Raw genomic sequence first — 25484 nt, 5'->3', positions numbered from 1 at the left:
TAAGTAGAGGAGAATTTAGTTGGCAAAAGTTAAAACTCAATTTGTATGTCAAAACTGCGGCTACATTTCCCCGAGGTATCTGGGACGCTGCCCAAATTGTAACGAATGGAACACGTTGGTAGAAGAAACAATTGCGCCTAAAAACAGCACAATGGCGACTCAAAGCTTGCGTCGAAACGGTATTCATGACAACAAGCCCGAACCAATCAACAAAGTGGAATTTCATAAAGATATCCGATTTAAGACCGATATGGAAGAACTCAACCGTGTTTTGGGCGGCGGGGTAGTTCCAGGGTCACTTATTTTGATTGGTGGCGATCCGGGTATCGGTAAGTCAACACTAATGCTCCAGGTTTCAGGTCAGCTCAGTAAATCTGGGAAGATTCTCTATGTTTCAGGTGAAGAGAGTGCCTCCCAGATTAAAATGCGAGCGGATCGGCTGGGGGTCAACGGTGACAACTTGTACGTTTACCCCGAAACCGACATGGATGTGATTAAAGATACTATTAATGATATGAAGCCTGATGCAGTGGTTATTGATTCGGTTCAGACCATGCAGATTCCTGAACTCCAGTCGGCAACCGGGTCTGTTGCTCAGATCCGCGAGGTGACCGCTGATTTGATGAACATCGCCAAAGGACAAGGGATCACAGTGTTTGTTGTTGGTCACGTGACTAAAGGCGGTGCCATTGCCGGCCCAAAGATTTTGGAACACATGGTTGACACGGTTCTGTATTTTGAAGGCGACTTGCATCACTCATATCGAATCTTGCGAACAGTTAAAAACCGGTTTGGTTCGACTAACGAATTGGGCGTATTTGAAATGCGGACCGATGGCCTGCGGGAAGTCAAAAATCCCTCGGAAATTTTCTTGGAAGAACGGCTCAAAGATGCGACCGGGTCGGCCATCGTGGTTTCCATGGAAGGAACCCGGCCGATTCTGGTTGAAATTCAAGCACTGGTTACCGCTTCCGTGTTTGGAAACGCTCAACGGACCGCAACCGGCTTGGATCGTAATCGGGTGTCATTGATCATGGCAGTTTTGGAGAAAAGAGCCGGCTTGATGCTTCAAAATCAGGATGCTTATTTGAAGGCAGCCGGTGGTGTCAAGCTTGATGAACCGGCCATTGACCTGGCCATGGCGGTCAGCATCGCTTCGTCATATAAAAATCGGGGAACCAGCCCAACCGAATGTTATGTTGGGGAACTTGGCCTAACCGGTGAAGTCCGGCGGGTCACCCGAATCGAGCAGCGGGTTGCCGAGGCTCAGAAGCTGGGATTCAAGCGGGTGCTGGTACCGACTAACAATCTCCAGGGTTGGAATCCCCCCAAGGGAATTGATGTAGTCGGTGTCTCCACACTGTCACAGGCTTTGAAGCTTGCACTGGGTTGATTAAAAATTGAGAGAAGGCGATATTATTGAAGAGAAAGAGAATTGTTAGAATTGTATTTACATTAGCCGGCGCTGCAATCGGTGCCAGCTATTTTCCAATGATTTGGCTGTTATTCCAGGTCCGTTACGGAACTCTGTTCAACAACACTGCTACTAATGCAGTTGTGGGTGCAATTATTTTTTATTTTATTTCGTTGTTGGCAGGAAACTATATTCTGAAAGCCGTTGATCGAATGGAAGTTCGATTAACCAAGCAAAGTCCGCTATCTTTGTTTTTCGGAACGGTGGGATTAATTGTTGGATTAGTTGTTGCTATTTTGATTTCAATTGTGTTCTTTAGAACGCATACATTCTTCCTGAACACTATGATTCCAACCATTTTGATGCTGGTGTTGGGATATTTTGGCTTCAGAATTGGGAACACTCAAAGTGATCGTTGGCGAAAAATGTTTCAATCCCGACGAAAGCTGGAAAATGCCAAAGAAGCTGACGAAAAGATTATCGATAAGCCGGTTGACAAGAATTACCATCATTACAAAATTCTTGATACCAATATTTTGATCGATGGTCGAATTTATGACGTTGTTAAAACCGGATTTATTGAAGGGACACTGTTGGTACCAAAGTTTGTGCTGTATGAACTCCAATACATTGCGGATTCCAGTGATAGTGTCAAGCGAGTTCGTGGGCGCCGTGGATTGGACATCTTGAATAAGCTTCAGAATGAAGACTTAATTCCAATTGAAATTTACGAAAAGGATTATGAAGACATTCCTGAAGTTGACAGTAAGTTGATTCAGCTTGCCAAAGATGTTGATGGCGTGATCATCACCAATGATTTTAATTTGAACAAAGTCATTCAATTTCAAAACGTTAAAGTATTTAATATCAACGCTTTGGCAAATTCACTTCGCCAGAAGATTTTACCTGGTCAGAATCTGAATGTCATGGTTGTTAAAAACGGAACTGAACGTCAACAGGGAGTCGCTTATCTGGATGACGGAACCATGGTCGTAGTTGAAGATGGCCGTTACTTCTTGAATGACCATATCGATGTAGTTGTGACCAGCGCGATTCAAACAGATGCCGGTAAGATGGTATTTGCCCGTCCTGAACATTCAACTAAGAATATTACTGATAAACAGGATTCGGGAAAATCCGATAATAATAATGGGAAAAATTCGTCGAATAACAAGAAGTAGTCGGGCTCCCTTTATTTTTAACGGCGTTCATTGTAAACTTAAAACACTGACAAAATTTTGATTAATTTTAAGAAAGAGGCGTTATACATTGGCAAACAATGCAATTCGAGTTCGTTATGCTCCAAGTCCAACAGGTCATTTGCATATCGGGAATGCACGGACAGCCATTTTCAACTATTTATTTGCCCGTCATAACAAAGGAAAGTTTATTATCCGAATCGAGGACACCGACACCAAGCGGAATGTTGCCGACGGTGAAAAGAGTCAACTCGACAATTTAAAGTGGCTCGGTCTTGATTGGGACGAAGGTCCCGATGTTGGCGGTGACTATGGTCCTTATCGTCAGTCTGAACGAAAGGATATTTATACTCCCCTTATTCAACAGCTGATCGATGAAGGTAAAGCCTATGAATCATATCGGACTGAAGAGCAGTTAACAGCTGATCGTGACGCCCAAAAAGCTCGTGGCGAAATGCCTCATTACGAATATGAATATGCCGGAATGAATGACGATGAAAAGGCACAAGCAATTGCTGATGCAAAAGCGAAAGGCTTAAAGCCGGTTATTCGTTTCCGCGTTCCTAAGAATCATGAATACGCATGGGATGATATCGTTAAGGGCAATGTTTCCTTTAACTCTGATACCATCGGCGGTGACTTTGTCATTCGGAAACGTGACGGCATGCCGACTTACAATTTTGCGGTTGTCTGTGATGATCATTTGATGAAGATCAGCCACGTTTTCCGTGGGGATGATCACGTTGCCAATACGCCAAAACAGTTAATGATTTATGAAGCATTCGGTTGGCAGGCACCTAAGTTTGGCCATATGAGCTTAATTATTAGTGCCGATACCGGCAAGAAACTCAGCAAACGTGACGAATCAGTTCTTCAATTTATTGAACAGTATCGTAAATTGGGTTATCTTCCTGATGCGATGTTCAACTTTATTCTTTTGTTGGGCTGGTCACCAGTTGGTGAAGATGAGATCTTTAACAAACGAGAATTCATTAAGATGTATGATGAAACTCGTTTGAGCAAGTCACCTGCCAAATTTGATTCCAAGAAATTGGAATGGATCAACAACCAGTACGTTAAAGAAGCTGATAACAGCACCATCATGGATCTTGCCTTACGTCAGTTGATTGCGGGTGGCAACATTCCTGCCAACCCTGATAACAAGACCATTGAATGGGCGCGTCAATTGATCATGCTGTACAAACGCGAAATGAGTTATATGGCTCAAATCAACGATATGGCATCTGTCTTCTTTGAAGAACCTGATCAAATCGATGGGGATGCATTGGCAGAAATTTCCAATGACACTGCACCGGTTGTTCTAAAAGAATTCCTGGACCGAATTCAAAAACTTGATATTTTTGATTCTGTTGAAATCTTTAAGACAATTAAGGCGATTCAAAAGGATACCAAGATCAAAGGCCGTCAATTATGGATGCCAATTAGAATTGCGGTTACCCACGAAATGCACGGTCCGGAATTGCCGGAGTCGGTTGAACTCGTTGGTAAGGAAAAAGCGGTTGAGCATATTAAAGAAACTTTGGCTCAAATCGATAAAGATTAATTTATAAAAAATATTATTGATTCGATTGGTCTCGTTGCATTTACAGCGAGACCTTTTATTATGGATTATAGTAATCACAATAAAAAAGTATGAATTATGATATTATTTGAGTATAAAAGATAAAGAGAGGAATTCGAAATGTTACAGATATTTAATACCCTCACACGAAAAAAGGAAAAATTTGAACCAATTACCCCAGGTGTTGTAAAAATGTATGTCTGTGGCCCAACCGTGTACAATTACATTCATATTGGGAATGCAAGAAGTGCGATTGCCTTTGATACTGTCCGGAGATATTTAGAGTATCGAGGGTATAAGGTCAAGTACGTTTCGAATTTCACAGATGTGGACGACAAGATGATTAATGCTGCCCGTGAAAATCACACAACTGTTGAGGCAATTGCTGATAAGTATATCAATGCATTTATGCAGGATACCGCCGCCCTCAACATTTCCAGTGATGTGATTCACCCCCGCGCAACCCAGAATATTCCAGAAATTATTGATTTTGTTAAAACCCTGGTTGATAAGGGTTATGCCTATAACGTTGACGGGGATGTCTATTATCGGGCCCGCAAATTCCCGAGTTATGGCGCATTACCGCACATTAATGTTGATCAGCTTGAAATTGGTGCCAGTCAGCATGTCAGTTCTGAAGAGATGGCAAAAAAAGAAGACCCAATTGATTTTGCGCTCTGGAAGAAATCCAAGGGTGACGAAATCTCTTGGGATTCTCCATGGGGTAAAGGTCGTCCCGGTTGGCACATTGAGTGCTCAGTGATGTCGACAAAGTATTTGGGCAACACTATTGATATTCATGGTGGCGGTGAAGATTTAATCTTCCCACATCATGAAAATGAGCGGGCCCAAAGTGAAGCCAACACTGGTCAAACCTTTGTTAACTACTGGATGCACAATGGCTTCGTTACAATCGGTGACGATAACGAAAAGATGAGTAAGTCACTTGGTAACTTTATTACCGTTCATGATCTGTTGAAGAAATTGGATGGTCAAGTCATTCGTCTGCTGATGTCAACGACCCATTATCGTCGGCCAATCCAATATAGTGATGCCAGTGTCCAAGAAGCCAGCAGCAACCTTAAAAAGATTCAGACCGCGTTTAACAACCTCACATATCGTTTACACAACGCCGAAGAGGGGGACGATCCCAAGACAGATCAGGAAGTCAGACAGATTGTTGCCGACTTTACCGATGCCATGGATGATGACTTTAACGTCCAAAACGGGATTGCAGCGGTTTATGAATTGGCTAAATTTGCCAACACGTACTCCGAGAGAGAAACGGTCTTCAAACTTAGCCTACAGTTTATTATCAACACCTTACGCGAGCTCTCAGGGGTGTTTGGAATCAAGTTGGAGCAGACTGAGCTCAAGGATGACGAGATTTGGGCATTGATTCATGAACGTGAGCAGGCTCGTCATGACAAAGACTTCATTCGAAGCGATGAGATCCGGGAAGAATTGAAAGCTCGTGGAATCGTATTGGAAGATACGCCACAAGGAACCCGGTTTAGAAAGGAATAATAAGTTTAATGATTGATAATTTTTCCCAGTTAAACGGAATCGCTTTAGCGTATATGGGTGATGCGGCGTATGAAGTATTTATTCGCCGTCACCTGATTGCCCAAGGATTGACAAAGCCCAAGCGTCTGCAGCACGTCGCAACCAACTATGTGTCCGCCAAGGCCCAGGCAGCTTTGATTGATTTAATGAAAACAGAAGGACTGCTCAATTCAGATGAATGGGATTATTTTAAACGCGGCCGAAATGCCAACAGTCACACTCATGCAAAAAATACCGATGTGATTACTTATCGGATTTCAACCGGATTTGAAGCCGTTTTTGGATACTTATCCTTGAGCGACCAAAATGATCGAATGAAAGAAATTGCCAATTGGTGCATTGAGCAGGTAGAAAGTGGGAAGCTTAAACATGAAGAATGAGAATCATAATCAAACACATCAGAATGATGATAATGATCACAGCGAAGAATTTGTGATCGGCCGCCATCCGGTGGTTGCAGCATTAAAGAGCGAAAACCCGGTTAACAAGCTGTTCATTCAGTCAGGAATTAAGGACGATGATAATATCATCTCCGAAATTATGAAGCTGGCGCATAAAAAGCGGCTGGTCATTTCAAAAGTTCCCAAGCAAAAGTTGGATAAACTTTCTGATAATCAAAATCATCAAGGGGTGGTTTTGTCTATCGCTGCATTTAAGTATGCAACGATTGATGAGTTATTTGCTAATGCCAAGAAGCAGGAAGCTGAACCATTTTTCGTGATTCTCGATAATATTGAAGATCCCCATAATCTGGGCTCGATTATTCGGACTGCGGATGCTGCCGGCGTTACTGGAATTATTATTCCCAAGCATCGAGCAGTGGGACTGACAGCAACAGTTTCCAAAACATCGGCCGGGGCAATTGAAAGAGTGCCGGTTGCCAGAGTAACCAATTTGTCGGCAACCATTAAGGAATTGAAAGACCGCGGCATGTGGGTATTTGGAACGGATATTTCCGGAACGGACTATCGTCGCTGGGATGCCAAGGGTTCAGTTGCAGTTATTATTGGTAATGAGGGAAAGGGAATTTCGCCATTACTCAAGAAACAAGTCGATGAAATGCTGACTATTCCAATGGTTGGGGACATTCAGAGCTTGAATGCCAGTGTTGCTGCAAGCATCCTCATTTATCAAGGCTTCAATTCCCGACATCCACTATAAAAATAAAAGTCGGTGATAAAGAATGAAAGAAGACTTGCTAATAGTCGACGCTTACAACATGATTGGAAATTGGCCACATCTGAATAAACTCAAACAGGCCAATCGACTGGAAGACGCTAGAGATCAGCTTTTGGCAGAATTATCTGAATATAAAAAGTATCGTGACATCAATATGATTGTTGTTTTTGATGCAATGTATGTACCTGGCAATTCCAAGAGTTTTCGCAAGTTTGATATGGAAATTGTTTGGACAAGTAAAGATCAGACGGCTGACAGTTATATTGAAGCCTTGGCCCACAAGAAACAGAATCGTTTCACCCAGGTGATCGTTGCGACAAGTGATCAGGCCGAGCAATGGACGATCTTTGCGGCTGGCGCGCTCAGAATTCCAGCCAGAGAACTTTTGCGTGATGTTCAGCGGGCCAAGCAGGAAGTTGATACAGAAGCTCGTAAGATGACCGATAAAGGGCAAGTGTTTAGGCACACACCATTTGATGCCAAACAATTGCTTGAGTTGGAAAAGCTGCGGGACAAAATGATGCACGACGATCAATAAAAATATCATTATTTTGATATTTTAAAATTGGTATAGGTGTGATAATGACCTGGTGAACAATGGTTCGTCTTGTCGGAGCCGGGTTTCTTCGTTAATGTTTTTTTATCAATTATTTTGATTAAAAAACATGAGGGGGAAACACAATGATATCAGACGAAACATTCAATTTGGTTCAGCGGACTGCTGACAGGGACGAGGATGCTTTTACCGAACTGTTCAAAAAGTACTATCCAATTGTTCGAAAGTTCAAAAGACAGTATTATATCAACGGTTATGACAAAGAGGACTTGGATCAAGAGGCCAGGATAGTTTTATACCGATCTGCCTGTCGATTTGAGCGCGCCAGGAAAGTGAATTTTGGGACGTTTTACCGCTTTAATCTTAGAAACCAAGTATTTGACTTGATCCGGGTAAATAACGCCAAGAAAAGAGTTCCCTGCGAACCTTTGACGTCAATTGAAGCCAATGAAAATCTTTATTCGACAACGATTGCCGACAATTCTGCGAGTAGTCCAATTGATTCGGCAATCGTCGCTGAGGCTTTTCATGAACTGATGAGCAGCTGTTCGCCACTTGAAAAAGAAGCATTTCGGTTAATGTTGAAGAAAAGTGGGTATACACATTTGGATCCCAGCGAACAACGGGGAATCATCAATGCGTTTGAACGCTGTCGTCGAAAGTTTAACGGCGGGATAAATTGACTGAATTGTTTTTGAATGCTATTATTACTATGCTTGTAAGGAGGTGCCACGATGGCACAAAGAAAAGTTGCTCTGGCATGTACCGTTTGTGGTTCAAGGAATTATACGATTCCTGCCAACCCCAACCGAACAAAACGCCTGGAGCTTAATAAGTTTTGCAAGTATTGCGGTAAATATACTTTGCACAAAGAGACTCGCTAATCATAAATGTAAGGGGATAAAATTTTGCGATTAATTAATTTTTTCAAAAAGGTTGTTCAAGAAATGAAAATGGTTACGTGGCCTGATGTTAATCAGACTCGTACTGATACCAGTACCGTTATTGGTACTTCAATTATCATGGCCATCTTTTTAGGCTTGGTAGATTGGATCGTTCAATGGGCATTGCAATTTCTTGCATAGCCATTTTGGCAAAACTTTGATATAGTTAAGTTGTTGAAACCTGCGAAAAGTGTCAGGTTTTTTTATTTGAACTCATTTTAGATGATTTTACGAAGGAGCAGAAAACATGGTCGAGTCAGCAGAAAAACAATGGTACGTATTGCATACTTATTCCGGATATGAGAATAAGGTTAAGATGAACCTTGACAGCCGGAAGGAATCAATGGGGATGCAGGATTACATCTTCAGAACGGTTGTTCCGGAACAAGAGGAACATGAAGTTAAGAACGGTAAGGACAAAGTCAAAATGGACAAGACATTTCCCGGCTATGTTCTAGTTGAAATGATTATGACCGACCAAGCTTGGTACATCGTTCGAAATACTCCCGGGGTAACCGGATTCGTTGGTTCCCATGGCCAAGGCAGCAAGCCAACGCCGCTTTTGCCAGATGAAGTTGACTTGGTATTGAAACGGATCGGCATGAGCTCACGTCATGAAGACTTGGATGTCAGCATCGGCGACACTGTCAAAATTGTTGATGGCGCCTTTACCGGTCTTGATGGCAAAGTGACTGAGGTCGATAACGAGAAGCAACGACTGAAAGTTAATATTGAGATGTTTGGCCGTGAAACCAGTACCGACCTTGACTTTAACCAGATTGATACTGCCCTTTAATTTAAAGTAGGTGGCTGCGATGGTACGGATGGCTGGTTCTTTAATGGTGTTGGCTGCTTTGATATTTGCAGTCATCAAGATTATCAGATTTGGAAAACCCAAAACAAGAGGTACCAGAGAAGATCCACTTAATCAGCTGGAAGGGATACCAACGCTATTCATTCCAGGATACTTTGGTAATCGATTATCATTCGGTCGGTTGTTGAACCGGCTTGCTCATCGATACGGTGCTCACAAGTCGATGGTGGTCAAAGTCGATCGCCATGGTAGAATTCAAGTCTTGGGAACGCTGAGTAAATCCAAACCGCTGATTCAGGTGTTGTTTGCAAAAAAGTCATCCAGGCCTCAGGAACAGGCAGAGTGGGTAATGGCAATCTGTGCCCTGCTTCATACCCGTTATGGAGTTGAACAGGTTAATTTGGTCGGCCATTCGATGGGCTGTATCACGATCTTTTGGTTCCTAACTCATCAGATCAGGCAGAGCGCAGTTGCAGTCAAACGTGTTGTGACGATTGCGGGTCCGTTTAATGATTCTGAAATTGCCAAGAGTACTGATAAGGTTGATGCTTACCCATTGAGTCCCAAAGGTCCCACGAAACGAATGCCGATTTATCGAGAGCTTTCCAAACAGATATTCGAAATTCCAAAAGACATCAAAGTCCTGAATATCGCCGGTAGAATCAGTAATAGTCAACAGGATGATGGAGAAGTATCGGTAAACAGCGCGTTTTCCCTTAGATATCTGCTTCACGACCCAGCAACCCAATATCACGAAATTCTCATTCGCGGTAAGCGGGCGACCCATCGGCTTTTGCATGAAAACGCGATTGTGGATGAAAATATTGCAAAGTTTATTTGGAATATATAATTTAGGTTGTTGAACGAAAGGGTTTATGTTATATTAGTATGGTATGTTTAAGCATACCAACGTGGGAGGAGAAATTTTGATCTCCATTTACCACACACGGACTTAAGGAGGTTATGTCTCGTGGCTAAAAAAGTAGCGAATATTGTTAAATTGCAAATTCCAGCGGGCAAAGCAACACCTGCCCCTCCAGTTGGTCCTGCATTAGGTCAAGCAGGTATCAACATCATGGGATTCACTAAGGAATTTAATGCACGTACTGCCGATCAGGCAGGGATGATTATTCCTGTAGTTATCACTGTGTATGAAGATCGTTCATTCGACTTCATCACCAAGACTCCACCTGCTGCTGTGTTACTCAAGAAAGCTGCTGGTGTTCAAAAGGGTTCCGGCGAACCAAATACTAACAAGGTTGCAACTGTTACCAAAGACCAAGTTAAAGAAATTGCCGAAACTAAAATGAAAGACCTAAACGCAGCTGATGTTGAAGCAGCAATGCGCATGGTTGAAGGTACTGCACGCAGCATGGGCTTTACTGTCGAAGGATAGTTCAATCCAGCTATACCAGTACTTTCAACGATGATGCACTGTTTCACATCGCGTGGGAGGTTAATCCGTTATAACCACAAAGCAAGGAGGAAAACACACATGGCTCGTAAAAGAGGTAAAAACTACAAGGCAGCTGTTGAAAAGGTAGACGCTGAAAAAGCATACCCAATCAAAGACGCTGTTGAATTGATTAAAGATATTGATTTTGCAAAATTCGACTCAACTGTTGAAATTGTGTTTAAATTAAATGTTGATACTAAGCAGGCTGATCAGCAATTACGTGGTGCCGTTGTCTTACCTAATGGAACTGGTAAGGAACAAACCGTTGTCGTATTTGCAAAAGGTGACAATGCTAAAGCAGCGCAAGACGCTGGTGCAGACTTTGTCGGTGAAGCTGACTTGGTTCAAAAGATTCAGGGTGGCTGGCTTGACTTCGATGTTGCCATTGCAACACCTGATATGATGGCTCAAGTTGGACGTTTAGGTCGTGTTCTTGGACCTAAAGGTTTGATGCCAAACCCTAAGACTGGAACTGTTACGATGGATGTTGCCAAAGCAGTCCAAGAATCAAAAGCTGGTAAGGTTACTTACCGGACTGACCGTGATGGTAACGTTGCTGTTCCCGTTGGTAAAGTTTCATTCGATACCGACAAACTTGTCGGTAACTTAAAGACAATTGAGGATGTTATTGTAAAGGCTCGTCCAGCATCTGTTCGTGGCGTTTACGTTAACAATGTTTCAATTTCAACTACATTTGGCCCTGGCGTCAAAGTTGATCTTGATTCATTTGCAAGCCTTGATGCATAAATCGTTTTGATTTAAATAAAAAATCCCTGATTGACGGTTAATCACTTCGTGTGATAGACTGTTAGTTGCTGATATATTCGCCTAAGACTCAGGTGGCTTCCATGCCTTAATATCCTGCCGAGGAAAGTAATCTTACTTTTTTCCTATGTCTGGGTGGGCATAGGGATTTTTTATTAAGTCCCAACAAATATTTTTGGGAGGTGAAATTCGTGAGTGAACAAGCTGTTGCTGTAAAAGCAAAAAAGGTTGCATCTGTTACTGAAGAATTGAAAAATGCTTCATCTATCGTGATTATTAACTATCGTGGCTTAACTGTTGCCGAAGTTACTGACTTACGTAAGCAATTACGTGATGAAGGCGTTAAGATGGAAGTTATCAAGAACAAGGTAATGGATCGTGCTGCTACTGATGCTGGCTTTGAAGATTTGAAACCAACTTTCAGCGGCCCAACTGCTGTTATCTTCTCTTCAGAAGATCCTGTTGCAGGACCTAAGATTGTCCACAACTTTGCAAAGACCAACGACAAACTTAAGCTTAAGGGTGGCGTTATCGATGGTGAAGTTGCCAGTCTTGATGAAATTACTGCCTATGCTGCATTGCCTAGCCGTGAAGAATTGTTATCTACTCTTGCTAACATTCTTCAAGCACCTGTACGTAACTTTGCATATGGTGTTAAAGCTATTGCTGATAAGAAACAATCTGATGATGGCGACGCTGCCTAATCAGAACTAAATAAATTCCAATTAATGGAGGAAAATATAATGGCTTTTGATAAAGATAATATTATTGACCAATTAAAAGATGCTTCAATTTCTGACCTTAACGACCTGGTTAAGTCAATTGAAGACGAATTCGGCGTTTCAGCAGCTGCACCAGTTGCTGCTGCAGGTGCTGCTGGTGGCGACGGTGCTGCCAAGGATTCATACGATGTTGAATTAACTGAATCTGGTGACCAAAAGGTTAAAGCCATCAAGGCTATCCGTGACATCACCGGTCTTGGTTTGAAGGACGCTAAAGGACTTGTTGATAAGGTTCCATCAATCATCAAGGAAGGCGCTTCAGAAGACGAAGCCAACAAGATCAAGGAACAACTTGAAGCAGTTGGTGGAACTGTTACTTTGAAGTAATTTTAAAATTACAGATAACATTCCAAAAAGCTGTGTATCGGCATATGTCGATGCACGGCTTTTTTTGTGCAGGTTGGTTGTACACTTCTCAATTAATTGGCATAATAGTACGAGAGTGACATATTTGATACGAAACGATGGTGGAACGATGATTAAAAGAATCCGAGATTTTATAGATAAACGCATGACCATGATTAAGCTCATCTTTGTTTTTTCAGTCTTAATCTTTGTTGTTCGACAGCTGGCCAAGATCATTCGTGAAGTGAATGGAGATCAATTCAAATCTGTATTAGCCAGTCAAAGTAAAAGTGCTTTGTTAATTATGCTGGTAGTAGGATTCATTTCAATCCTACCGATGCTTGTTTACGATTATTCCATTGTTCAGTTTTTGCCGACTAAATTTTCGCCAATGTACATAGTACGTAGTGGCTGGGTAGTCAATACCTTCACCAATTTATTGGGTTTTGGTGGCCTGCTTGGTGCCAGTCTTAGGGCTCATTTTTATGGCAAAGATGCCACAAGGAAACAAATTCTTTATGCAATTTCAAAAGTTGCTTTATTTTTAATTTCCGGACTTTCCTTATTGTGTTTAGTGGCATTGATTATGATTTTCGGGTTCGGAATTGGGACACCCTTTGCCCATTACTGGATTTGGCTTTTGGGTGGCGCCCTCTATTTTCCTGGCGTGATGATTTTTACCAAGGTAACCAACTCCCAATTTTTTAGTGATTTGACGACTAAGCAGGAGTTGGTGATGACTGCAGGGTCATTTCTTGAGTGGGGGAGCGCACTGGGGTTCTTTATCCTAATCGGTCATTTGATGAATCTTCCGATTGATTTAAGAATGGTTGTCCCAATTTTTGTTGTTGCCAACGTAGCCGGGGTCGTTTCGATGATTCCCGGCGGGCTAGGATCCTTTGATATTTTCGTCATTATCGGTTTGGGATTTATCGGTGTGGCTCGGAGTGACGCTTTAGTTTGGATTCTGTTATACCGGCTGTTTTATTATTTATTGCCATTTATTGTTGGGACCGGATTATTCGTACATGACACCGGGAGCAAACTGAATGCTTTTCTGGATGATTTACCGAGATTATTAATTCAACGAATTGCTCAAACTTTTCTCACCGCATTTATGTATTTCTCTGGAATCATGATGTTACTCTTTGCAACGGTTCCTAACGTTGTGGTTGTGAACAAGCTCTACGTCAAATTGATCCCATATTCGATATTCTTTGTTAGCCATATTATGAATATTGTCGTGGCATTCTTACTGATTGGCTTGGCCAGCGGGATTTGGACACGAAACAAACGAGCTTACGGACCGACAGTTTTTGTGCTGATTGTTTCAATTTTCAACACTTGGTTTAATGAAGCATTTACTTGGCGAATGGTGTTGCTCTTCGTGATCATTCTGATCACGTTATGGCTTTCAAGAACTGTGCTTTATCGAGAACGAATGGCCAATTCTTGGGGAGTTTTGTTATTCAACAGTTCGATTTTTATCGTGACTTTTACAATTTACACATTAATTGGGATTGCTGCCAACAAAAAAACGCCACTTCATTTTGATAAAGCGTACCTATTTCCGTCGGCTGGTGCCTGGTTGGTCGGATTTGTGGGCCTGATTATCGCCTTAATAGTCCTTGTTGGCATTAATGCCTATCTCACCGCTGGTAGACCAGAATGGCTTACACAGCGATTTGACGCCGATAGGGTGCGGTCAGTCATCGATCGTTTTGGCGGTAATGAAGACAGCCATTTGGCGTTTCTTCGTGATAAACAAATTTACTTTTACATTGAGGATCATGTTGATCAAGTCTTTTTTATGTATCAACAGATTGCCGATAAACTCGTGATTATGGGAGAACCCATTGGCAACAAAGATAAATTCTCTGATGCTATCGAAGATTTTGTAAAGGAAGCCGATAAGTCAGATCTGAAATTGGTTTTCTATGAAATCAATGAAGCATTAACGATGAGCCTGCATGAAACCGGATTTGATTTTATTAAAACCGGTGAGGATGGCTTGGTTGATTTGAACGAGTTTACACTAAGCGGGAAGCGGCATCGCGGTGAACGAGCCTTGATGCATAAATTTGATCGTGAAGGGTATCAGTTTGAAATCCTTCAGCCGCCATTCTCCGGTGACTTAATAGCTAAGTTAAAAAGGATATCGGATGAATGGCTGAACAACAAGGCCGAGAAGGGGTTCTCGCTAGGATTTTTTGACGAGTATTATCTCCAGCAGGCCCCAATTGCCATTATGAAAGACGACAGTGGGAAGATTGTGGCATTCGCCAACTTGATGCCTGATGGGAATAAGATAACGACTTCGATTGATTTGATGCGTTCCTCATCTGACGCACCATCAGGGATCATGGATGGTATTTTGATTAATTTGTATCGGGTGGCTCATGACAAAGGCTATCAATACTTTGATCTCGGCATGTCACCGTTCTCCAATGTTGGGACTTCCCGGTTCAGTTTTACTCAGGAACGGATTGTTCATTTGATTTATCAATATGGCTACAAGTTGTACAGTTTTGAAGGCTTGCGTTCCTATAAAGATAAATATGTCGATAAGTGGGAATCAAAGTATATTGCATACTACCGACGCAGCGGGTTGTTGTATGCGGTTCTTCAAATCATCTTGGTTGTTAACCAGCCGCGAAACAAGAAGCCGGCCGGGTTTTCAAAAGCTCTCTGGTTTGTTATGAATGCGAATCAAACAAAATAGTTTTATCGATGAAGCCCAGTGATATGGATTATCGCTGGGCTTTTTGGCCATCAAAATTCAAGCCGACCGTTGGAACTTTCATTACTCAAAATGTTTACTGAAGTTTACCCCGAGATAAAAGGATTTATTTGGAAAAGTATTAAGCGTTTTCATAAAAATCCATTTCCATTCACAAAAACAGTAATTTTAATCTTACTATTCAAGCATACCAACGATTCCAATTTATATTTGATTAGTGAGAAAATTCTGAACTTAAGGTTGACAACGCTGCCAAAATGAGTTAAATTTTGGTTAGTAAAGTTTACTAAAAATATATGTAGAGGGATGAAACTTATGATTTCTGATGACGTAAAAAAAGAATTTAATGACAAGTTTGGTTATGATTCAAGTAGGATGTTCTTTTCACCCGGTCGTATTAACCTGATCGGTGAATATACCGACTTTAACGGTGGCCATGTTTTCCCATGTGCAATCAGTATGGGAATTTATGCTGCTTACGGCGAACGAAAAGACAATACCATCCGAATGTTTTCAGGAAATGTTCCGGATGCTGGAATTGTTGAGATTTCGCTGGACAATTTAGCTTATAACAAAGCTGACAGCTGGACCAACTATCCCAAGGGTATGATGGTTCAAATCATTGAACACGGCTATAAGATTGGTCATGGTTTTGATTTGGCGGTTTATGGTAATCTTCCTGACGCTGCTGGTTTATCATCATCAGCTGCGATTGAATTATTAACCGGTGAAATTATCAACGACGTCTTCTCACTTGGAATTAGTGAACTCGACCTTGTAAAATACGGCCAGTTAGTTGAAAACAAATACATTGGTGTTAACTCTGGAATCATGGATCAGTTCGCAATTGGAATGGGTAAAAAGGATAAGGCAGTATTGCTTGATACCAACACCCTTGATTATGATTACGTTCCAGTTGAAATGGGCGATCGGGTAATCGTTATCATGAACACCAAGAAACATCGTGAATTGGCTGATTCTAAATATAATGAACGTCGCGCCCAATGTGAAGAAGCGTTGAAACGACTTCAAGTTGGGTTACCAATTAAGTCATTAGGCGATTTGACCGAAAGCGAATTTGACGAGAACAGTTACTTGATTAATGATGACATCCTCATTCGTCGTGCCCGTCACGCGGTATTTGAAAACCAACGGACACTTCAGGCAAAAGATGCGCTTGTTAATAACGACCTTGAAACCTTTGGTAAATTAATCAATGCTTCTCACGTTTCCTTACATTATGATTTTGAAGTAACCGGTAAAGAACTGGATACTTTGGCAGAAACTGCTTGGAAACAGCCTGGTGTTATTGGTGCCCGAATGACCGGTGCCGGATTTGGTGGATGTGCAATTGCGATTGTTGACCGTGACAAGGTGGATGCCTTCAAGGAAAACGTCGGCAAGGTTTATGAGAAAGAGATCGGCCATCCAGCAGAATTCTATATCGCCGAAATTTCAGACGGTCCTAAAGAGATTAAGTAGTTATTGATTAGAAGGAGGATATTTAAATGTCAATTTTAGTACTTGGTGGAGCAGGTTACATTGGCTCACATACAGTTGATCGGTTAGTTGAAAATGGTTATGACGTTGCGGTTGTCGACAATTTGGTTACCGGACACAAAGCAGCAATCAATCCCAAAGCCCGTTTCTATGAAGGCGATGTCCGTGATAAGAAATTCATGAACGACGTTTTCGACAAAGAAGACATTGAAGGTGTTATCCATTTTGCAGCATTCTCAGTTGTGCCAGAATCCATGGCAAAACCATTAAAGTATTTTGACAATAATACTGGCGGCATGATCAGCCTGCTTGAAGTTATGAATGCTCATAACGTTAAGAAGATTGTCTTCTCATCAACAGCCGCAACTTACGGCGAACCAAAACAAATTCCAATTAAAGAAACAGATCCTCAAGTACCAACCAACCCTTATGGTGAGAGTAAGCTGGCTATGGAGAAAATTATGCATTGGAGCGATGTCGCATATGGCATCAAATTTGTGGCATTACGTTACTTCAACGTTGCCGGCGCTAAGCCTGATGGCTCAATTGGTGAAGATCATCATCCTGAAACCCATTTAGTTCCGATTATTTTACAAGTTGCCTCAGGTGAGCGTGACGAATTGACTATTTTCGGTGACGATTATGATACACCAGATGGTACCAACGTCCGTGACTATGTTCATGTCCTTGATTTGGCAGATGCTCATATTCTTGCATTAAAGTACCTGCAGGCAGGCCATGACAGTGATGCGTTTAACTTGGGCTCATCAACTGGATTCTCCAACAAACAGATGTTGGATGCTGCCAGAGATGTTACCGGCAAACCGATTCCAGCAAAAATGGGTCCACGTCGTGCCGGTGACCCAAGTACGTTGATCGCTGCAAGTGATAAAGCTCGTAAAGTCCTCGGCTGGAAGCCACAATTCGATGATGTTCACGAAATCATCAAGACAGCCTGGAACTGGAAACAAACCCATCCAAAGGGTTATGACGATCAGAAAGGAAATAAGTAATCATGAATCAATCAGCAGTTGAAAAATTCGTTGACTTAGCGATTAAATCCGATTCGCCATATTCAGATGTTGACCGAATTTATGTGACAAACCTTATTTTCAGGCTGATTGGGGATGGTTTTGGCGATCCAACCCAAGATGCCTCTGCAGTCGATCTGGCCAATGACCTCGTTGAGTTAGCAATCGAACATGGTAAAATTGAGGATTCAATTACCAACCGCGAGATTCTTGAGGATCAACTCATGGATCTTCTGACACCAATTCCATCAACTCTGAATCACATTTTCTGGAATAAGTATCAGCAGTCACCTGATGAAGCAACCAACTATTTCTATCACATGAGTCAGGATAATGATTACATTAAGACTCGTGCAATTGCCAAAAATATTTCGTATGAAACGAAGACTGATTACGGCAATTTGGAAATCACTATCAACCTCTCGAAGCCTGAGAAGGACCCTAAGGCAATTGCAGCTGCCGGTCGCGCTAAATCGACCAGTTATCCTGTTGGACCTTTGGCCATTGAAAATGAAGGCTACCTTGGTCGTTTGGGTTACCCTGCCAGAAGCAATCATCGGGTTATCAGAATGATGATCAATGGCGAGCCATGGGGATTCCAGTACTCACCATATGCATATTTTGGTGAACACGCAATTTTCCTGAATCAGGCCCATGTGCCAATGTCCATCGATCAGCGAACATTTGTAAACCTGACTGATATTATTAAGCAGTTCCCACACTACTTTGTCGGCAGTAATGCTGATTTACCGATTGTTGGTGGTTCGCTGCTTGCACAAGACCATTATCAAGGCGGTCGTCATACATTCCCAATGATGAAGGCTGTGATCGACCGATCAGTTGATCTTGGTGTCGATGGCTTGGAAGCAGGGATTGTTAAATGGCCAATGGCAACGATTCGTCTTCTCAGTAAAGATGCTAATAAGGTGGTAAATGCAGCTACTAAGATTGCCGAAAGCTGGAAAAACTATTCTGATGAATCCGTTGATATTCGTGCATACACAGATGGCACCCGTCATCACACGGTTACACCAATCGCTCGAATGAACGGAGACAAGTTTGAAATGGATATCGTTTTACGTGATAACCAGACTTCAGACAAGTATCCTGACGGAATTTTCCATCCTCACAAGGACGTTCAGCATATTAAGAAGGAAAATATTGGACTGATTGAAGTAATGGGAAGGGCAATTTTGCCAGCCCGTTTAAAGACTGAAATGAAAGAAGTTCAAAAGTATGTTCTTGGCGAAGATAATCAGATTGCTGACTATCATAAACCATGGGCAGACGAATTGATGAAACGCGACAATTTTACGAAAGATAATGTGGAAGAGTTAGTTGACGAGGAAGTCGGCAAGGTCTTCGGCAGAGTTTTGGAAGATGCCGGTGTTTATAAGTGGAATGACGAGGGCCAAGCAGCCTTTGATCGCTTCATTAATCAACTCAAATAAAAATAAAGGGTTCCAGCAAACAAGAATGTTTGTGTGGAATCCTTTATTTTTGGTAAAATGGAAGCGGAAACAAATTTGGATCATACTTTTAGGAGGCAATTATGAAATTTATCGTGTATAACGTCAGGGATGATGAAATCCCATTTGTTGAGAAGTGGGGTAAAGATCATGGAGTTGAAGTTAAATATACCACGACGACCTTAAACCAAGAGACAGTTGAAGAGGCTGCCGGATTTGATGGGATTTCCTGCCTCCAGACGATTCCATATTCCAAGGAGTTGTTTGACTCACTCAATAACCTTGGCATTAAATATCTTTCACTGCGAAATGTTGGAACTGATAACATTGACCTACCAGCGGCTAAATCAAATGATGTTAAAATTACCAACGTTCCGGCATACAGTCCAGACAGTATTGCTGAATTTGCTGTGATGATGGCATTGTATCTATCCAGAAAAGTTGGTTATATGCGTCAGCAATTGAATCAAAACCATCAGTACCACTTTTCACCGAGCTTTATGGGGCGGTTGATCAGTGAGCAAACGGTCGGCGTTATTGGAACCGGCCGAATCGGCAGGGCAGCCATTAAGTTATTTAAAGGTTTGGGAGCCAACGTTATTGCCTATGACAAGTATCCACAGAAATCAACCAATGGACAATATGTATATGTCAAGAGTCTTGACGAAATATATGCTCAGAGTGATATTATCAGCATTCACATGCCGGCGACTGACGATAATTATCATCAGTTTAATCATGAAGTTTTTGAACAAATGAAGGATACGGCGTTATTGATTAATACGGCAAGAGGATCGATTGTGGACACAAACGATTTAATGTATGCCCTTCAAAGCGGCGAAATTGCGGGAGCCGGGATCGATACCATTGAAAACGAATCGGCAGATTTACAGGATTCAAGGTCGACAAAGCAAGTGACTGACCCTGATATCTTGAAATTCTCAATGATGCCAAACGTTTTAATTACACCTCATTCTGCATTCCATACCAGTGAAGCAGTGAAAAATATGATTGATATTTCCCTTGGAAATCTGAAACAAATGGTTGAGGGTCAAACACCCGAGGACCTGGTGGATTAAGATTTTGTTATATACAAAAATGACTGATGCAGTTTCCCGGAAGGGTGCATCAGTCATTTTTTAATTATTTAAATGTTAGTAGTTAAATATCGTAATCTGAGTCTTTCATTGACTCAACGTTCCCTAACAAATAACCATTTCCCACCTGTGAGAAGAAATCATGGTTTGCGGTAGAAGTGGAAATTCCGTTCATAACAACGGGGTTAACATCTTCCGCTGTATCTGGGAAGAGCGGATCTTGACCAAGATTCATGAGCGCTTTATTGGCGTTGTAGCGGATAAATGTCAGCACATCTTCTGTCCAACCTGTTTGGTCGTATAAAATATGCGTGTATTTTTCTTCATTTCCATACAACTTGTACAAGAAATCGTAGATCCAATTTTTCATATCATCTTGCTTTTCCTTAGGCAACTGGTTGTAGCCAATTTGGAATTTATACCCGATATAAGTACCATGGACGGATTCATCACGAAGGATGAGCTTAATGATTTCAGCAACGTTTGGAATCTTGTTGTGACCAAGATACCAAAGTGGTGTATAAAATCCAGAATAGAACAGGAAGGTTTCGAGAAATACACTGGCGACCTTCTTTTTCAATGGATCAGGTTCGTTGGCATAGATATCACGGATTTTAATTGCTTTGTTCTGGAGGAATTCTTCACTGTCACTCCAGTCAAAGATTTCATCGATTTGATCTGGTGTGTTCAAAGTTGAGAAGATTGAGGAATAACTTTTTGCATGAACGGACTCCATAAATTGAATGTTATTTAACACGGCAGTTTCGTGTTGGGTTTGAACATCTTTACGCAAAGATGCCATTCCTTCTTGTGATTGGAGAGTATCCAGTAAGGTTAAACCACCAAATACGTGGCCGACTACCCACTGGTGATCCTGGTCCAGTGTTCGCCAATCGGATAAGTCGTTTGATAGCGGAATTCGCGTATCCAGCCAAAACTGTTCAGTCAGCTTTTCCCATGTTGCTTTATCAATTTGATCATCAATTGCATTCCAATTGATTGCTTTATAATTCTCAGTCATGAATTTCTCCTTTAAATGACGCAGCTTTCACATTCATTTGAGCCAACTTCTTGTTGATCATCTGTGAAAGTTCGAATGTAATAAATTGATTTTACACCTTTTTTGTATGCGTAATTTCTTAAGATATTGAGATCACGTGTCGTCATCTTATCAGTCCGACCATTTTTCCACTCATATAAGCCTTCTGGGATGGTTGAACGCATGAAGAGGGTAAGCGCCATTCCCTGATCAATATGCTGCTGGGCAGCCGCGTAGATGTCAATTACCTTACGCATATCCATATCATACGCAGACGTATAATATGGCATTGTGTCGTTTGAAAGGTATGGAGCGGGATAATAAATCTTTCCAATCTTTGATTCCTGACGTTCTTCAATCCGGTTGATAATTGGATGAAGGCTGGCAGTTGTATCGTTAATGTATGAAATCGAACCATTAGGAGCAACGGCCATTCGATTTTGATGGTAAAGGCCATCTTTCATAACTGCTTCTTTAAGATTCTCCCAGTCTTCCTTTGATGGAATCCAGTCGTCTTTGAAGAGGGATTTTACTTCGTCAGATTTTGGTGCGAAGGATTCGTCGAGATACTTATCAAAATAACTACCGTCGGCATATTTGCTGTTTTCAAAGTTGACGAAGGTTTCGTTGCGTTCTTTAGCGATCTTGTTAGATGCAACTAAGCTCCAGTAGTTAAGCAGCATGAAATAAACGCTGGTAAATTCAACTGACTCTGGGGAACCATAATACATATGATGCTTGGCGAGAAAACTGTGTAATCCCATAGCACCAAGGCCGATTGAGTGGGATTCCTTGTTACCTTTTTGAATAGAAGGTACCACGTCGATGTTGGAATGGTCAGTGACAAAGGTTAAGGCACGGACCATACTTTCAACAGAATGGCCAAAATCTTTCCCGTCCATCATATTGTTGATGTTGGTCGAACCCAAGTTACATGAAATGTCTTTTCCCATTTTGATGTAATGCTGTTGGTTATCAACCGTTGATGGCGTTTGAACCTGGAGAATTTCGGAACACAAGTTACTCATAACGATTCGGCCGGCAATCGGGTTGTCACGATTGGCGGTGTCAATGTTGATAATGTATGGATAACCGGATTCCTGCTGGAGTTTACTGATTTCAGTTTCCAAATCACGAGCCTTGATCTTGGTTTTTGAGATCTTGTCATTGGCAACCAAATTGTCGTATTCCTTGGTAATGTCCACGTATGAAAATGGAACACCGTACTCACGTTCTACATCATAAGGGCTGAAAAGATACATATCAGCGTCGGCTTTAATCAATTGATAGAACTTGTCGGGCACGGTCACACCCAACGAAAGTGTCTTTAGACGAATCTTTTCGTCGGCGTTTTCCTTTTTTGCACCCAAAAATTCAATAATATCCGGGTGGAAGACTGACAGATACACAACCCCGGCGCCTTGACGTTGGCCCAACTGGTTTGAGTATGAGAAGCTGTCCTCCAATAATTTCATAACCGGCACAACACCTGAAGCAGCGCCTTCAATATGTTTAATTGGGGCACCGGCTTCCCGGAGGTTGGAAAGGTTAATTCCTACACCGCCGCCGATTCTTGATAATTGCAGTGCTGAATTGATTGTCCGACCGATCGTATTCATATTATCAGTCGTTTGGATCAGAAAACAGGACACAAATTCGCCACGGTTTTCACGGCCGGCATTCAAGAAACTTGGCGTAGCTGGTTGGTAACGCTGGTGGATAATTTCATCAGCCAGATCCATTGCTAATTGTTCGTCACCATCAGCAAAAAACAGGGCATTGGCAGCAACTCTATCCAGAAAGCTTTCCAAATACAGGTCGTTATCATTAGTCTTCAAGGCATACTGTGCATAGAATTTGTATGCAGCCATGAATGACTTAAAATGGAAGTTTTGCTCATTTAAGTATTGGTATAACTTCTCGATGAAGGATTCATCATATTTGCGGACAAAATCTTCTTCGTAATAGTTATTTTTGATGAGGTAGTCAAAACGATCTTTCAAGCTCTCAAACTTCATCAAGTTCGGCTGAACATTTTCCTTCAGGAAGGCTTGGAGGGCTTCCTGGTCTTTTTGCAACGGGATTTGACCATTGACCGGGATGTTGATTTCATTATTCAGATCAAAATAAGTAACATCCTTTAAGTTGTGAAGTGACATATCTTGTACCACGCTTTCTTATAATTGCGAATAAAAGGGGGCGAGACCGTTTGTGGTTTCGCCCGCTAATCTAAAATCAATATGGTAGAATGGATGAAGGCAATTAGCCGGCAATCGACTGAAGTTGATCAGGTCGGAAACCGCTGAATGCTTGCTTACCATCTACATCGACAACGGGTACCGCCATAAAGCCTCGTTGCTTCAAGTAATCAATATATTGTGGTTGTTCGTTGATATTGTGTTCTTCGAACTGCACATTGTGTTCTGAAAGGTAACGTTTTGTCATTTTGCACTGCATACAGTTGTTCTTTGAATATAATGTAATTTTAGCCATTGTAAACACTTCCCCTGTTTCGTTAAAATTTAATTTATGGTTCAATTCTACACTAAATAGTGTGAAATGCAACGATTAAAACACAATATATTGTGATAAAACTAATTGTAAGCACCAAATATAGGCAATAAATGTGAAAGACAAACTAGGAGATTTTTATGACAGACAATTCATTTTACTATTCAAAGAATCCGGATGTTGAATCCAAACCAATAACGTGGGACTTTTCGCTGCTGGGAAACAACTTAACGTTCACTTCCGATAACGGAGTGTTTTCCAAACATACTGTCGATTACGGCAGCCGGGTTCTGGTTAAAAATATTAATTACGGCATCATTCCAGATGGCAAATTGTTGGATATGGGCACTGGCTATGGTCCGATTGGAATTTCAATTGCAAAAGCCTTTCCAGAACGACAGATTGATATGGTTGATGTCAATGAACTCGCTTTAGAGTTGGCTAAAAAGAATGCGGCCGACAACCAGGTTAAAAATGTTCATATTTTTGAGAGCAACATATATGAAGCGATTAGTGAAAAGTATGCGGCCATATTTACAAATCCACCGGTACGGGCAGGAAAGAAAGTCGTGGACGAGATGATTTCCGGAGCAGTTGATCATCTGATTGACGATGGAACGTTGACGGTTGTACTACAAAAGAAGCAGGGTGCTCCGTCCGCAAAAAAATTGATGACCGAATTATTTGGTAACTGTAAGATTTTAAAACGTGATAAAGGATATTATATTCTTCAAAGCGTAAAGAAATAGTGAGGTAAATCATGTTTCAAGCTGATAGCCGTTTTATGCGGGCAGCGATGGTCGAAGCACAAAAAGCATTCATGATAGGTGAAGTCCCAATTGGTGCCGTCGTTGTTCATGATGGTATCATTATCGGTCGGGGACACAACCTGAGAGAGCATTTAAATGATGGTGTTGCCCATGCAGAAATTTTAGCGATTGAAGAGGCCTGTCGGTATTTGAACAGCTGGCGGCTGATTGATTGTGATCTTTACGTGACGATTGAACCATGTTTGATGTGCTCGGGGGCAATTATCAATACCCGAATTGAGAATGTCTGTTTTGGTTCCCGTGATCCAAAGGCGGGGGCAACCCGAAGCTTGTATTCGGTTCTGGAAGATTCGCGATTGAATCACCAAGTGAATGTCGTCGAGGGTGTTTTGGCTGATGAAGCTTCACAAATCATGAAGGACTTTTTCAAAGCTGCCCGCAAGAAAAGAAAGAATAGGACTGGCAATTCTTAACCATTTAAGTTATGATAGATATTGCCGCAAGGCCCTGAGGCAAGGGTCGGGTTACGAACTGTGTCAGGTCCGGAAGGAAGCAGCACTAAGTATCATCAACCTTGTGCCTCTTGTACATAGAAATTTAGCTCTCAGCAATTTTGCTGGGAGCATTTTTTTGGAGAAAATTACTGGATAAGCGACTGTCGTTGATTGCACTCTGGCTTGATTCATCATATAATTATTTAGATGTTCCATTCGAGAAATTAGCGG

At 41.7% G+C, this 25484-nt stretch carries 26 protein-coding genes, 1 other RNA gene and 1 other annotated feature; of the genes, 24 read left to right on the top strand and 3 right to left on the bottom strand.

Annotation, left to right across the window (positions count from 1 at the left end):
• Nucleotides 1–19: 19 nt before the first annotated feature.
• From radA to FD17_RS01570, 21 genes are all read left to right on the top strand, one after another.
• The gene (gene radA / locus FD17_RS01675) at nucleotides 20–1393 is read left to right on the top strand and encodes a DNA repair protein RadA (RefSeq protein WP_057823083.1); all 1374 of its coding nucleotides are present in this window, start codon (nucleotides 20–22) and stop codon (nucleotides 1391–1393) included.
• A 26-nt stretch (nucleotides 1394–1419) separates the two neighbouring features.
• On the top strand, nucleotides 1420–2595 hold the full coding sequence (locus tag FD17_RS01670; protein WP_176744930.1) for a PIN/TRAM domain-containing protein: 1176 nt from the start codon (nucleotides 1420–1422) through the stop codon (nucleotides 2593–2595).
• Nucleotides 2596–2683: 88 nt separating this feature from the next.
• Entirely contained in the window at nucleotides 2684–4177 is a 1494-nt protein-coding gene (gene gltX, locus FD17_RS01665) for a glutamate--tRNA ligase (RefSeq protein WP_057823079.1), read from the top strand.
• A gap of 138 nt (nucleotides 4178–4315) precedes the next feature.
• Complete coding sequence (gene cysS, locus FD17_RS01660; RefSeq protein ID WP_057823078.1) at nucleotides 4316–5722, top strand: cysteine--tRNA ligase; 1407 nt, start codon at nucleotides 4316–4318, stop codon at nucleotides 5720–5722.
• Between the two features lie 8 nt (nucleotides 5723–5730).
• Nucleotides 5731–6141 carry a Mini-ribonuclease 3 gene (locus FD17_RS01655; protein WP_057823076.1) on the top strand — a complete coding sequence of 137 codons (411 nt, stop codon included), beginning with the start codon at nucleotides 5731–5733 and terminating at the stop codon, nucleotides 6139–6141.
• Complete coding sequence (gene rlmB / locus FD17_RS01650; RefSeq protein WP_057823074.1) at nucleotides 6131–6922, top strand: 23S rRNA (guanosine(2251)-2'-O)-methyltransferase RlmB; 792 nt, start codon at nucleotides 6131–6133, stop codon at nucleotides 6920–6922. Before FD17_RS01655 ends, rlmB begins: the two co-directional genes overlap by 11 nt.
• Before the next feature lie 22 nt (nucleotides 6923–6944).
• Nucleotides 6945–7478, top strand: a complete 534-nt coding sequence (locus tag FD17_RS01645; protein ID WP_057823072.1) for an NYN domain-containing protein — start codon at nucleotides 6945–6947, stop codon at nucleotides 7476–7478.
• Between the two features lie 143 nt (nucleotides 7479–7621).
• Entirely contained in the window at nucleotides 7622–8179 is a 558-nt protein-coding gene (locus FD17_RS01640; protein WP_057823070.1) for a sigma-70 family RNA polymerase sigma factor, read from the top strand.
• A gap of 51 nt (nucleotides 8180–8230) precedes the next feature.
• Nucleotides 8231–8380, top strand: a complete 150-nt coding sequence (gene rpmG / locus FD17_RS01635) for a 50S ribosomal protein L33 (protein WP_057823068.1) — start codon at nucleotides 8231–8233, stop codon at nucleotides 8378–8380.
• Nucleotides 8381–8404: 24 nt separating this feature from the next.
• A complete protein-coding gene (gene secE / locus FD17_RS01630; protein ID WP_057823066.1) occupies nucleotides 8405–8581 on the top strand; it encodes a preprotein translocase subunit SecE in 177 nt (58 codons plus the stop codon).
• A 106-nt stretch (nucleotides 8582–8687) separates the two neighbouring features.
• Nucleotides 8688–9236, top strand: a complete 549-nt coding sequence (gene nusG / locus FD17_RS01625; RefSeq protein ID WP_057823063.1) for a transcription termination/antitermination protein NusG — start codon at nucleotides 8688–8690, stop codon at nucleotides 9234–9236.
• 19 nt (nucleotides 9237–9255) lie between these two features.
• The gene (locus tag FD17_RS01620) at nucleotides 9256–10104 is read left to right on the top strand and encodes an alpha/beta hydrolase (RefSeq protein WP_057823061.1); all 849 of its coding nucleotides are present in this window, start codon (nucleotides 9256–9258) and stop codon (nucleotides 10102–10104) included.
• 120 nt (nucleotides 10105–10224) lie between these two features.
• On the top strand, nucleotides 10225–10650 hold the full coding sequence (gene rplK / locus FD17_RS01615) for a 50S ribosomal protein L11 (RefSeq protein ID WP_013728260.1): 426 nt from the start codon (nucleotides 10225–10227) through the stop codon (nucleotides 10648–10650).
• Nucleotides 10651–10749: 99 nt separating this feature from the next.
• The gene (rplA, locus tag FD17_RS01610) at nucleotides 10750–11457 is read left to right on the top strand and encodes a 50S ribosomal protein L1 (protein WP_057823059.1); all 708 of its coding nucleotides are present in this window, start codon (nucleotides 10750–10752) and stop codon (nucleotides 11455–11457) included.
• 62 nt (nucleotides 11458–11519) lie between these two features.
• Nucleotides 11520–11638, top strand: a sequence feature (ribosomal protein L10 leader region).
• Nucleotides 11639–11666: 28 nt separating this feature from the next.
• A complete protein-coding gene (rplJ, locus tag FD17_RS01605) occupies nucleotides 11667–12179 on the top strand; it encodes a 50S ribosomal protein L10 (protein ID WP_057823058.1) in 513 nt (170 codons plus the stop codon).
• Nucleotides 12180–12218: 39 nt separating this feature from the next.
• Nucleotides 12219–12584, top strand: a complete 366-nt coding sequence (rplL, locus tag FD17_RS01600) for a 50S ribosomal protein L7/L12 (protein WP_057823056.1) — start codon at nucleotides 12219–12221, stop codon at nucleotides 12582–12584.
• 148 nt (nucleotides 12585–12732) lie between these two features.
• Nucleotides 12733–15324, top strand: a complete 2592-nt coding sequence (gene mprF, locus FD17_RS01595) for a bifunctional lysylphosphatidylglycerol flippase/synthetase MprF (protein WP_235803153.1) — start codon at nucleotides 12733–12735, stop codon at nucleotides 15322–15324.
• A gap of 333 nt (nucleotides 15325–15657) precedes the next feature.
• Nucleotides 15658–16824, top strand: a complete 1167-nt coding sequence (locus tag FD17_RS01585; protein ID WP_191983116.1) for a galactokinase — start codon at nucleotides 15658–15660, stop codon at nucleotides 16822–16824.
• Nucleotides 16825–16850: 26 nt separating this feature from the next.
• On the top strand, nucleotides 16851–17855 hold the full coding sequence (gene galE / locus FD17_RS01580; protein ID WP_057823051.1) for a UDP-glucose 4-epimerase GalE: 1005 nt from the start codon (nucleotides 16851–16853) through the stop codon (nucleotides 17853–17855).
• A 2-nt stretch (nucleotides 17856–17857) separates the two neighbouring features.
• Entirely contained in the window at nucleotides 17858–19324 is a 1467-nt protein-coding gene (locus FD17_RS01575) for a UDP-glucose--hexose-1-phosphate uridylyltransferase (protein ID WP_057823049.1), read from the top strand.
• Between the two features lie 101 nt (nucleotides 19325–19425).
• Nucleotides 19426–20421 carry a D-2-hydroxyacid dehydrogenase gene (locus tag FD17_RS01570; RefSeq protein ID WP_057823047.1) on the top strand — a complete coding sequence of 332 codons (996 nt, stop codon included), beginning with the start codon at nucleotides 19426–19428 and terminating at the stop codon, nucleotides 20419–20421.
• 82 nt (nucleotides 20422–20503) lie between these two features.
• On the opposite strand, the gene nrdF is transcribed toward FD17_RS01570, so the two are convergent.
• From nrdF to nrdH, 3 genes are all read right to left on the bottom strand, one after another.
• The gene (gene nrdF / locus FD17_RS01565; protein ID WP_057823045.1) at nucleotides 20504–21460 is read right to left on the bottom strand and encodes a class 1b ribonucleoside-diphosphate reductase subunit beta; all 957 of its coding nucleotides are present in this window, start codon (nucleotides 21458–21460) and stop codon (nucleotides 20504–20506) included.
• 11 nt (nucleotides 21461–21471) lie between these two features.
• Complete coding sequence (gene nrdE, locus FD17_RS01560) at nucleotides 21472–23637, bottom strand: class 1b ribonucleoside-diphosphate reductase subunit alpha (RefSeq protein ID WP_057823043.1); 2166 nt, start codon at nucleotides 23635–23637, stop codon at nucleotides 21472–21474.
• A 103-nt stretch (nucleotides 23638–23740) separates the two neighbouring features.
• Nucleotides 23741–23971: a glutaredoxin-like protein NrdH gene (gene nrdH / locus FD17_RS01555; RefSeq protein ID WP_013728176.1), complete on the bottom strand. Its 231-nt coding sequence runs from the start codon at nucleotides 23969–23971 to the stop codon at nucleotides 23741–23743.
• A gap of 158 nt (nucleotides 23972–24129) precedes the next feature.
• Between nrdH and FD17_RS01550 the strand changes: the two genes are divergently transcribed.
• The 3 genes from FD17_RS01550 (at nucleotide 24130) to ffs (ending at nucleotide 25350) form a co-directional block, all read left to right on the top strand.
• Nucleotides 24130–24738: a class I SAM-dependent methyltransferase gene (locus tag FD17_RS01550; protein ID WP_057823041.1), complete on the top strand. Its 609-nt coding sequence runs from the start codon at nucleotides 24130–24132 to the stop codon at nucleotides 24736–24738.
• Nucleotides 24739–24749: 11 nt separating this feature from the next.
• Nucleotides 24750–25232: a tRNA adenosine(34) deaminase TadA gene (gene tadA / locus FD17_RS01545; protein ID WP_057823039.1), complete on the top strand. Its 483-nt coding sequence runs from the start codon at nucleotides 24750–24752 to the stop codon at nucleotides 25230–25232.
• Nucleotides 25233–25263: 31 nt separating this feature from the next.
• An RNA gene (gene ffs, locus FD17_RS12990) (signal recognition particle sRNA small type) lies at nucleotides 25264–25350 on the top strand.
• Nucleotides 25351–25484: the final 134 nt, after the last annotated feature.

Source organism: Lentilactobacillus sunkii DSM 19904 (assembly GCF_001435575.1).
In the GTDB taxonomy this organism is placed as follows: Bacteria; Bacillota; Bacilli; order Lactobacillales; family Lactobacillaceae; genus Lentilactobacillus; species Lentilactobacillus sunkii.
The sequence above is the reverse complement of the archived record's forward strand: the minus strand, read 5'-3'. Positions and strand labels throughout refer to the sequence as shown.

What these genes read in the sequence shown, in the direction of transcription:
- FD17_RS01640 (WP_057823070.1), top strand. Translation starts at nt 7,622, where the DNA reads ATGATATCAGACGAAACATTCAATTTGGTTCAGCGGACTGCTGACAGG.
- FD17_RS01570 (WP_057823047.1), top strand. Translation starts at nt 19,426, where the DNA reads ATGAAATTTATCGTGTATAACGTCAGGGATGATGAAATCCCATTTGTT.
- mprF (WP_235803153.1), top strand. Translation starts at nt 12,733, where the DNA reads ATGATTAAAAGAATCCGAGATTTTATAGATAAACGCATGACCATGATT.
- rplA (WP_057823059.1), top strand. Translation starts at nt 10,750, where the DNA reads ATGGCTCGTAAAAGAGGTAAAAACTACAAGGCAGCTGTTGAAAAGGTA.
- FD17_RS01655 (WP_057823076.1), top strand. Translation starts at nt 5,731, where the DNA reads ATGATTGATAATTTTTCCCAGTTAAACGGAATCGCTTTAGCGTATATG.
- rpmG (WP_057823068.1), top strand. Translation starts at nt 8,231, where the DNA reads ATGGCACAAAGAAAAGTTGCTCTGGCATGTACCGTTTGTGGTTCAAGG.
- galE (WP_057823051.1), top strand. Translation starts at nt 16,851, where the DNA reads ATGTCAATTTTAGTACTTGGTGGAGCAGGTTACATTGGCTCACATACA.
- rlmB (WP_057823074.1), top strand. Translation starts at nt 6,131, where the DNA reads ATGAAGAATGAGAATCATAATCAAACACATCAGAATGATGATAATGAT.
- cysS (WP_057823078.1), top strand. Translation starts at nt 4,316, where the DNA reads ATGTTACAGATATTTAATACCCTCACACGAAAAAAGGAAAAATTTGAA.
- FD17_RS01585 (WP_191983116.1), top strand. Translation starts at nt 15,658, where the DNA reads ATGATTTCTGATGACGTAAAAAAAGAATTTAATGACAAGTTTGGTTAT.
- rplL (WP_057823056.1), top strand. Translation starts at nt 12,219, where the DNA reads ATGGCTTTTGATAAAGATAATATTATTGACCAATTAAAAGATGCTTCA.
- nusG (WP_057823063.1), top strand. Translation starts at nt 8,688, where the DNA reads ATGGTCGAGTCAGCAGAAAAACAATGGTACGTATTGCATACTTATTCC.
- FD17_RS01550 (WP_057823041.1), top strand. Translation starts at nt 24,130, where the DNA reads ATGACAGACAATTCATTTTACTATTCAAAGAATCCGGATGTTGAATCC.
- FD17_RS01620 (WP_057823061.1), top strand. Translation starts at nt 9,256, where the DNA reads ATGGTACGGATGGCTGGTTCTTTAATGGTGTTGGCTGCTTTGATATTT.
- FD17_RS01645 (WP_057823072.1), top strand. Translation starts at nt 6,945, where the DNA reads ATGAAAGAAGACTTGCTAATAGTCGACGCTTACAACATGATTGGAAAT.
- FD17_RS01575 (WP_057823049.1), top strand. Translation starts at nt 17,858, where the DNA reads ATGAATCAATCAGCAGTTGAAAAATTCGTTGACTTAGCGATTAAATCC.
- tadA (WP_057823039.1), top strand. Translation starts at nt 24,750, where the DNA reads ATGTTTCAAGCTGATAGCCGTTTTATGCGGGCAGCGATGGTCGAAGCA.
- nrdF (WP_057823045.1), bottom strand. Translation starts at nt 21,460, where the DNA reads ATGACTGAGAATTATAAAGCAATCAATTGGAATGCAATTGATGATCAA.
- nrdH (WP_013728176.1), bottom strand. Translation starts at nt 23,971, where the DNA reads ATGGCTAAAATTACATTATATTCAAAGAACAACTGTATGCAGTGCAAA.
- nrdE (WP_057823043.1), bottom strand. Translation starts at nt 23,637, where the DNA reads ATGTCACTTCACAACTTAAAGGATGTTACTTATTTTGATCTGAATAAT.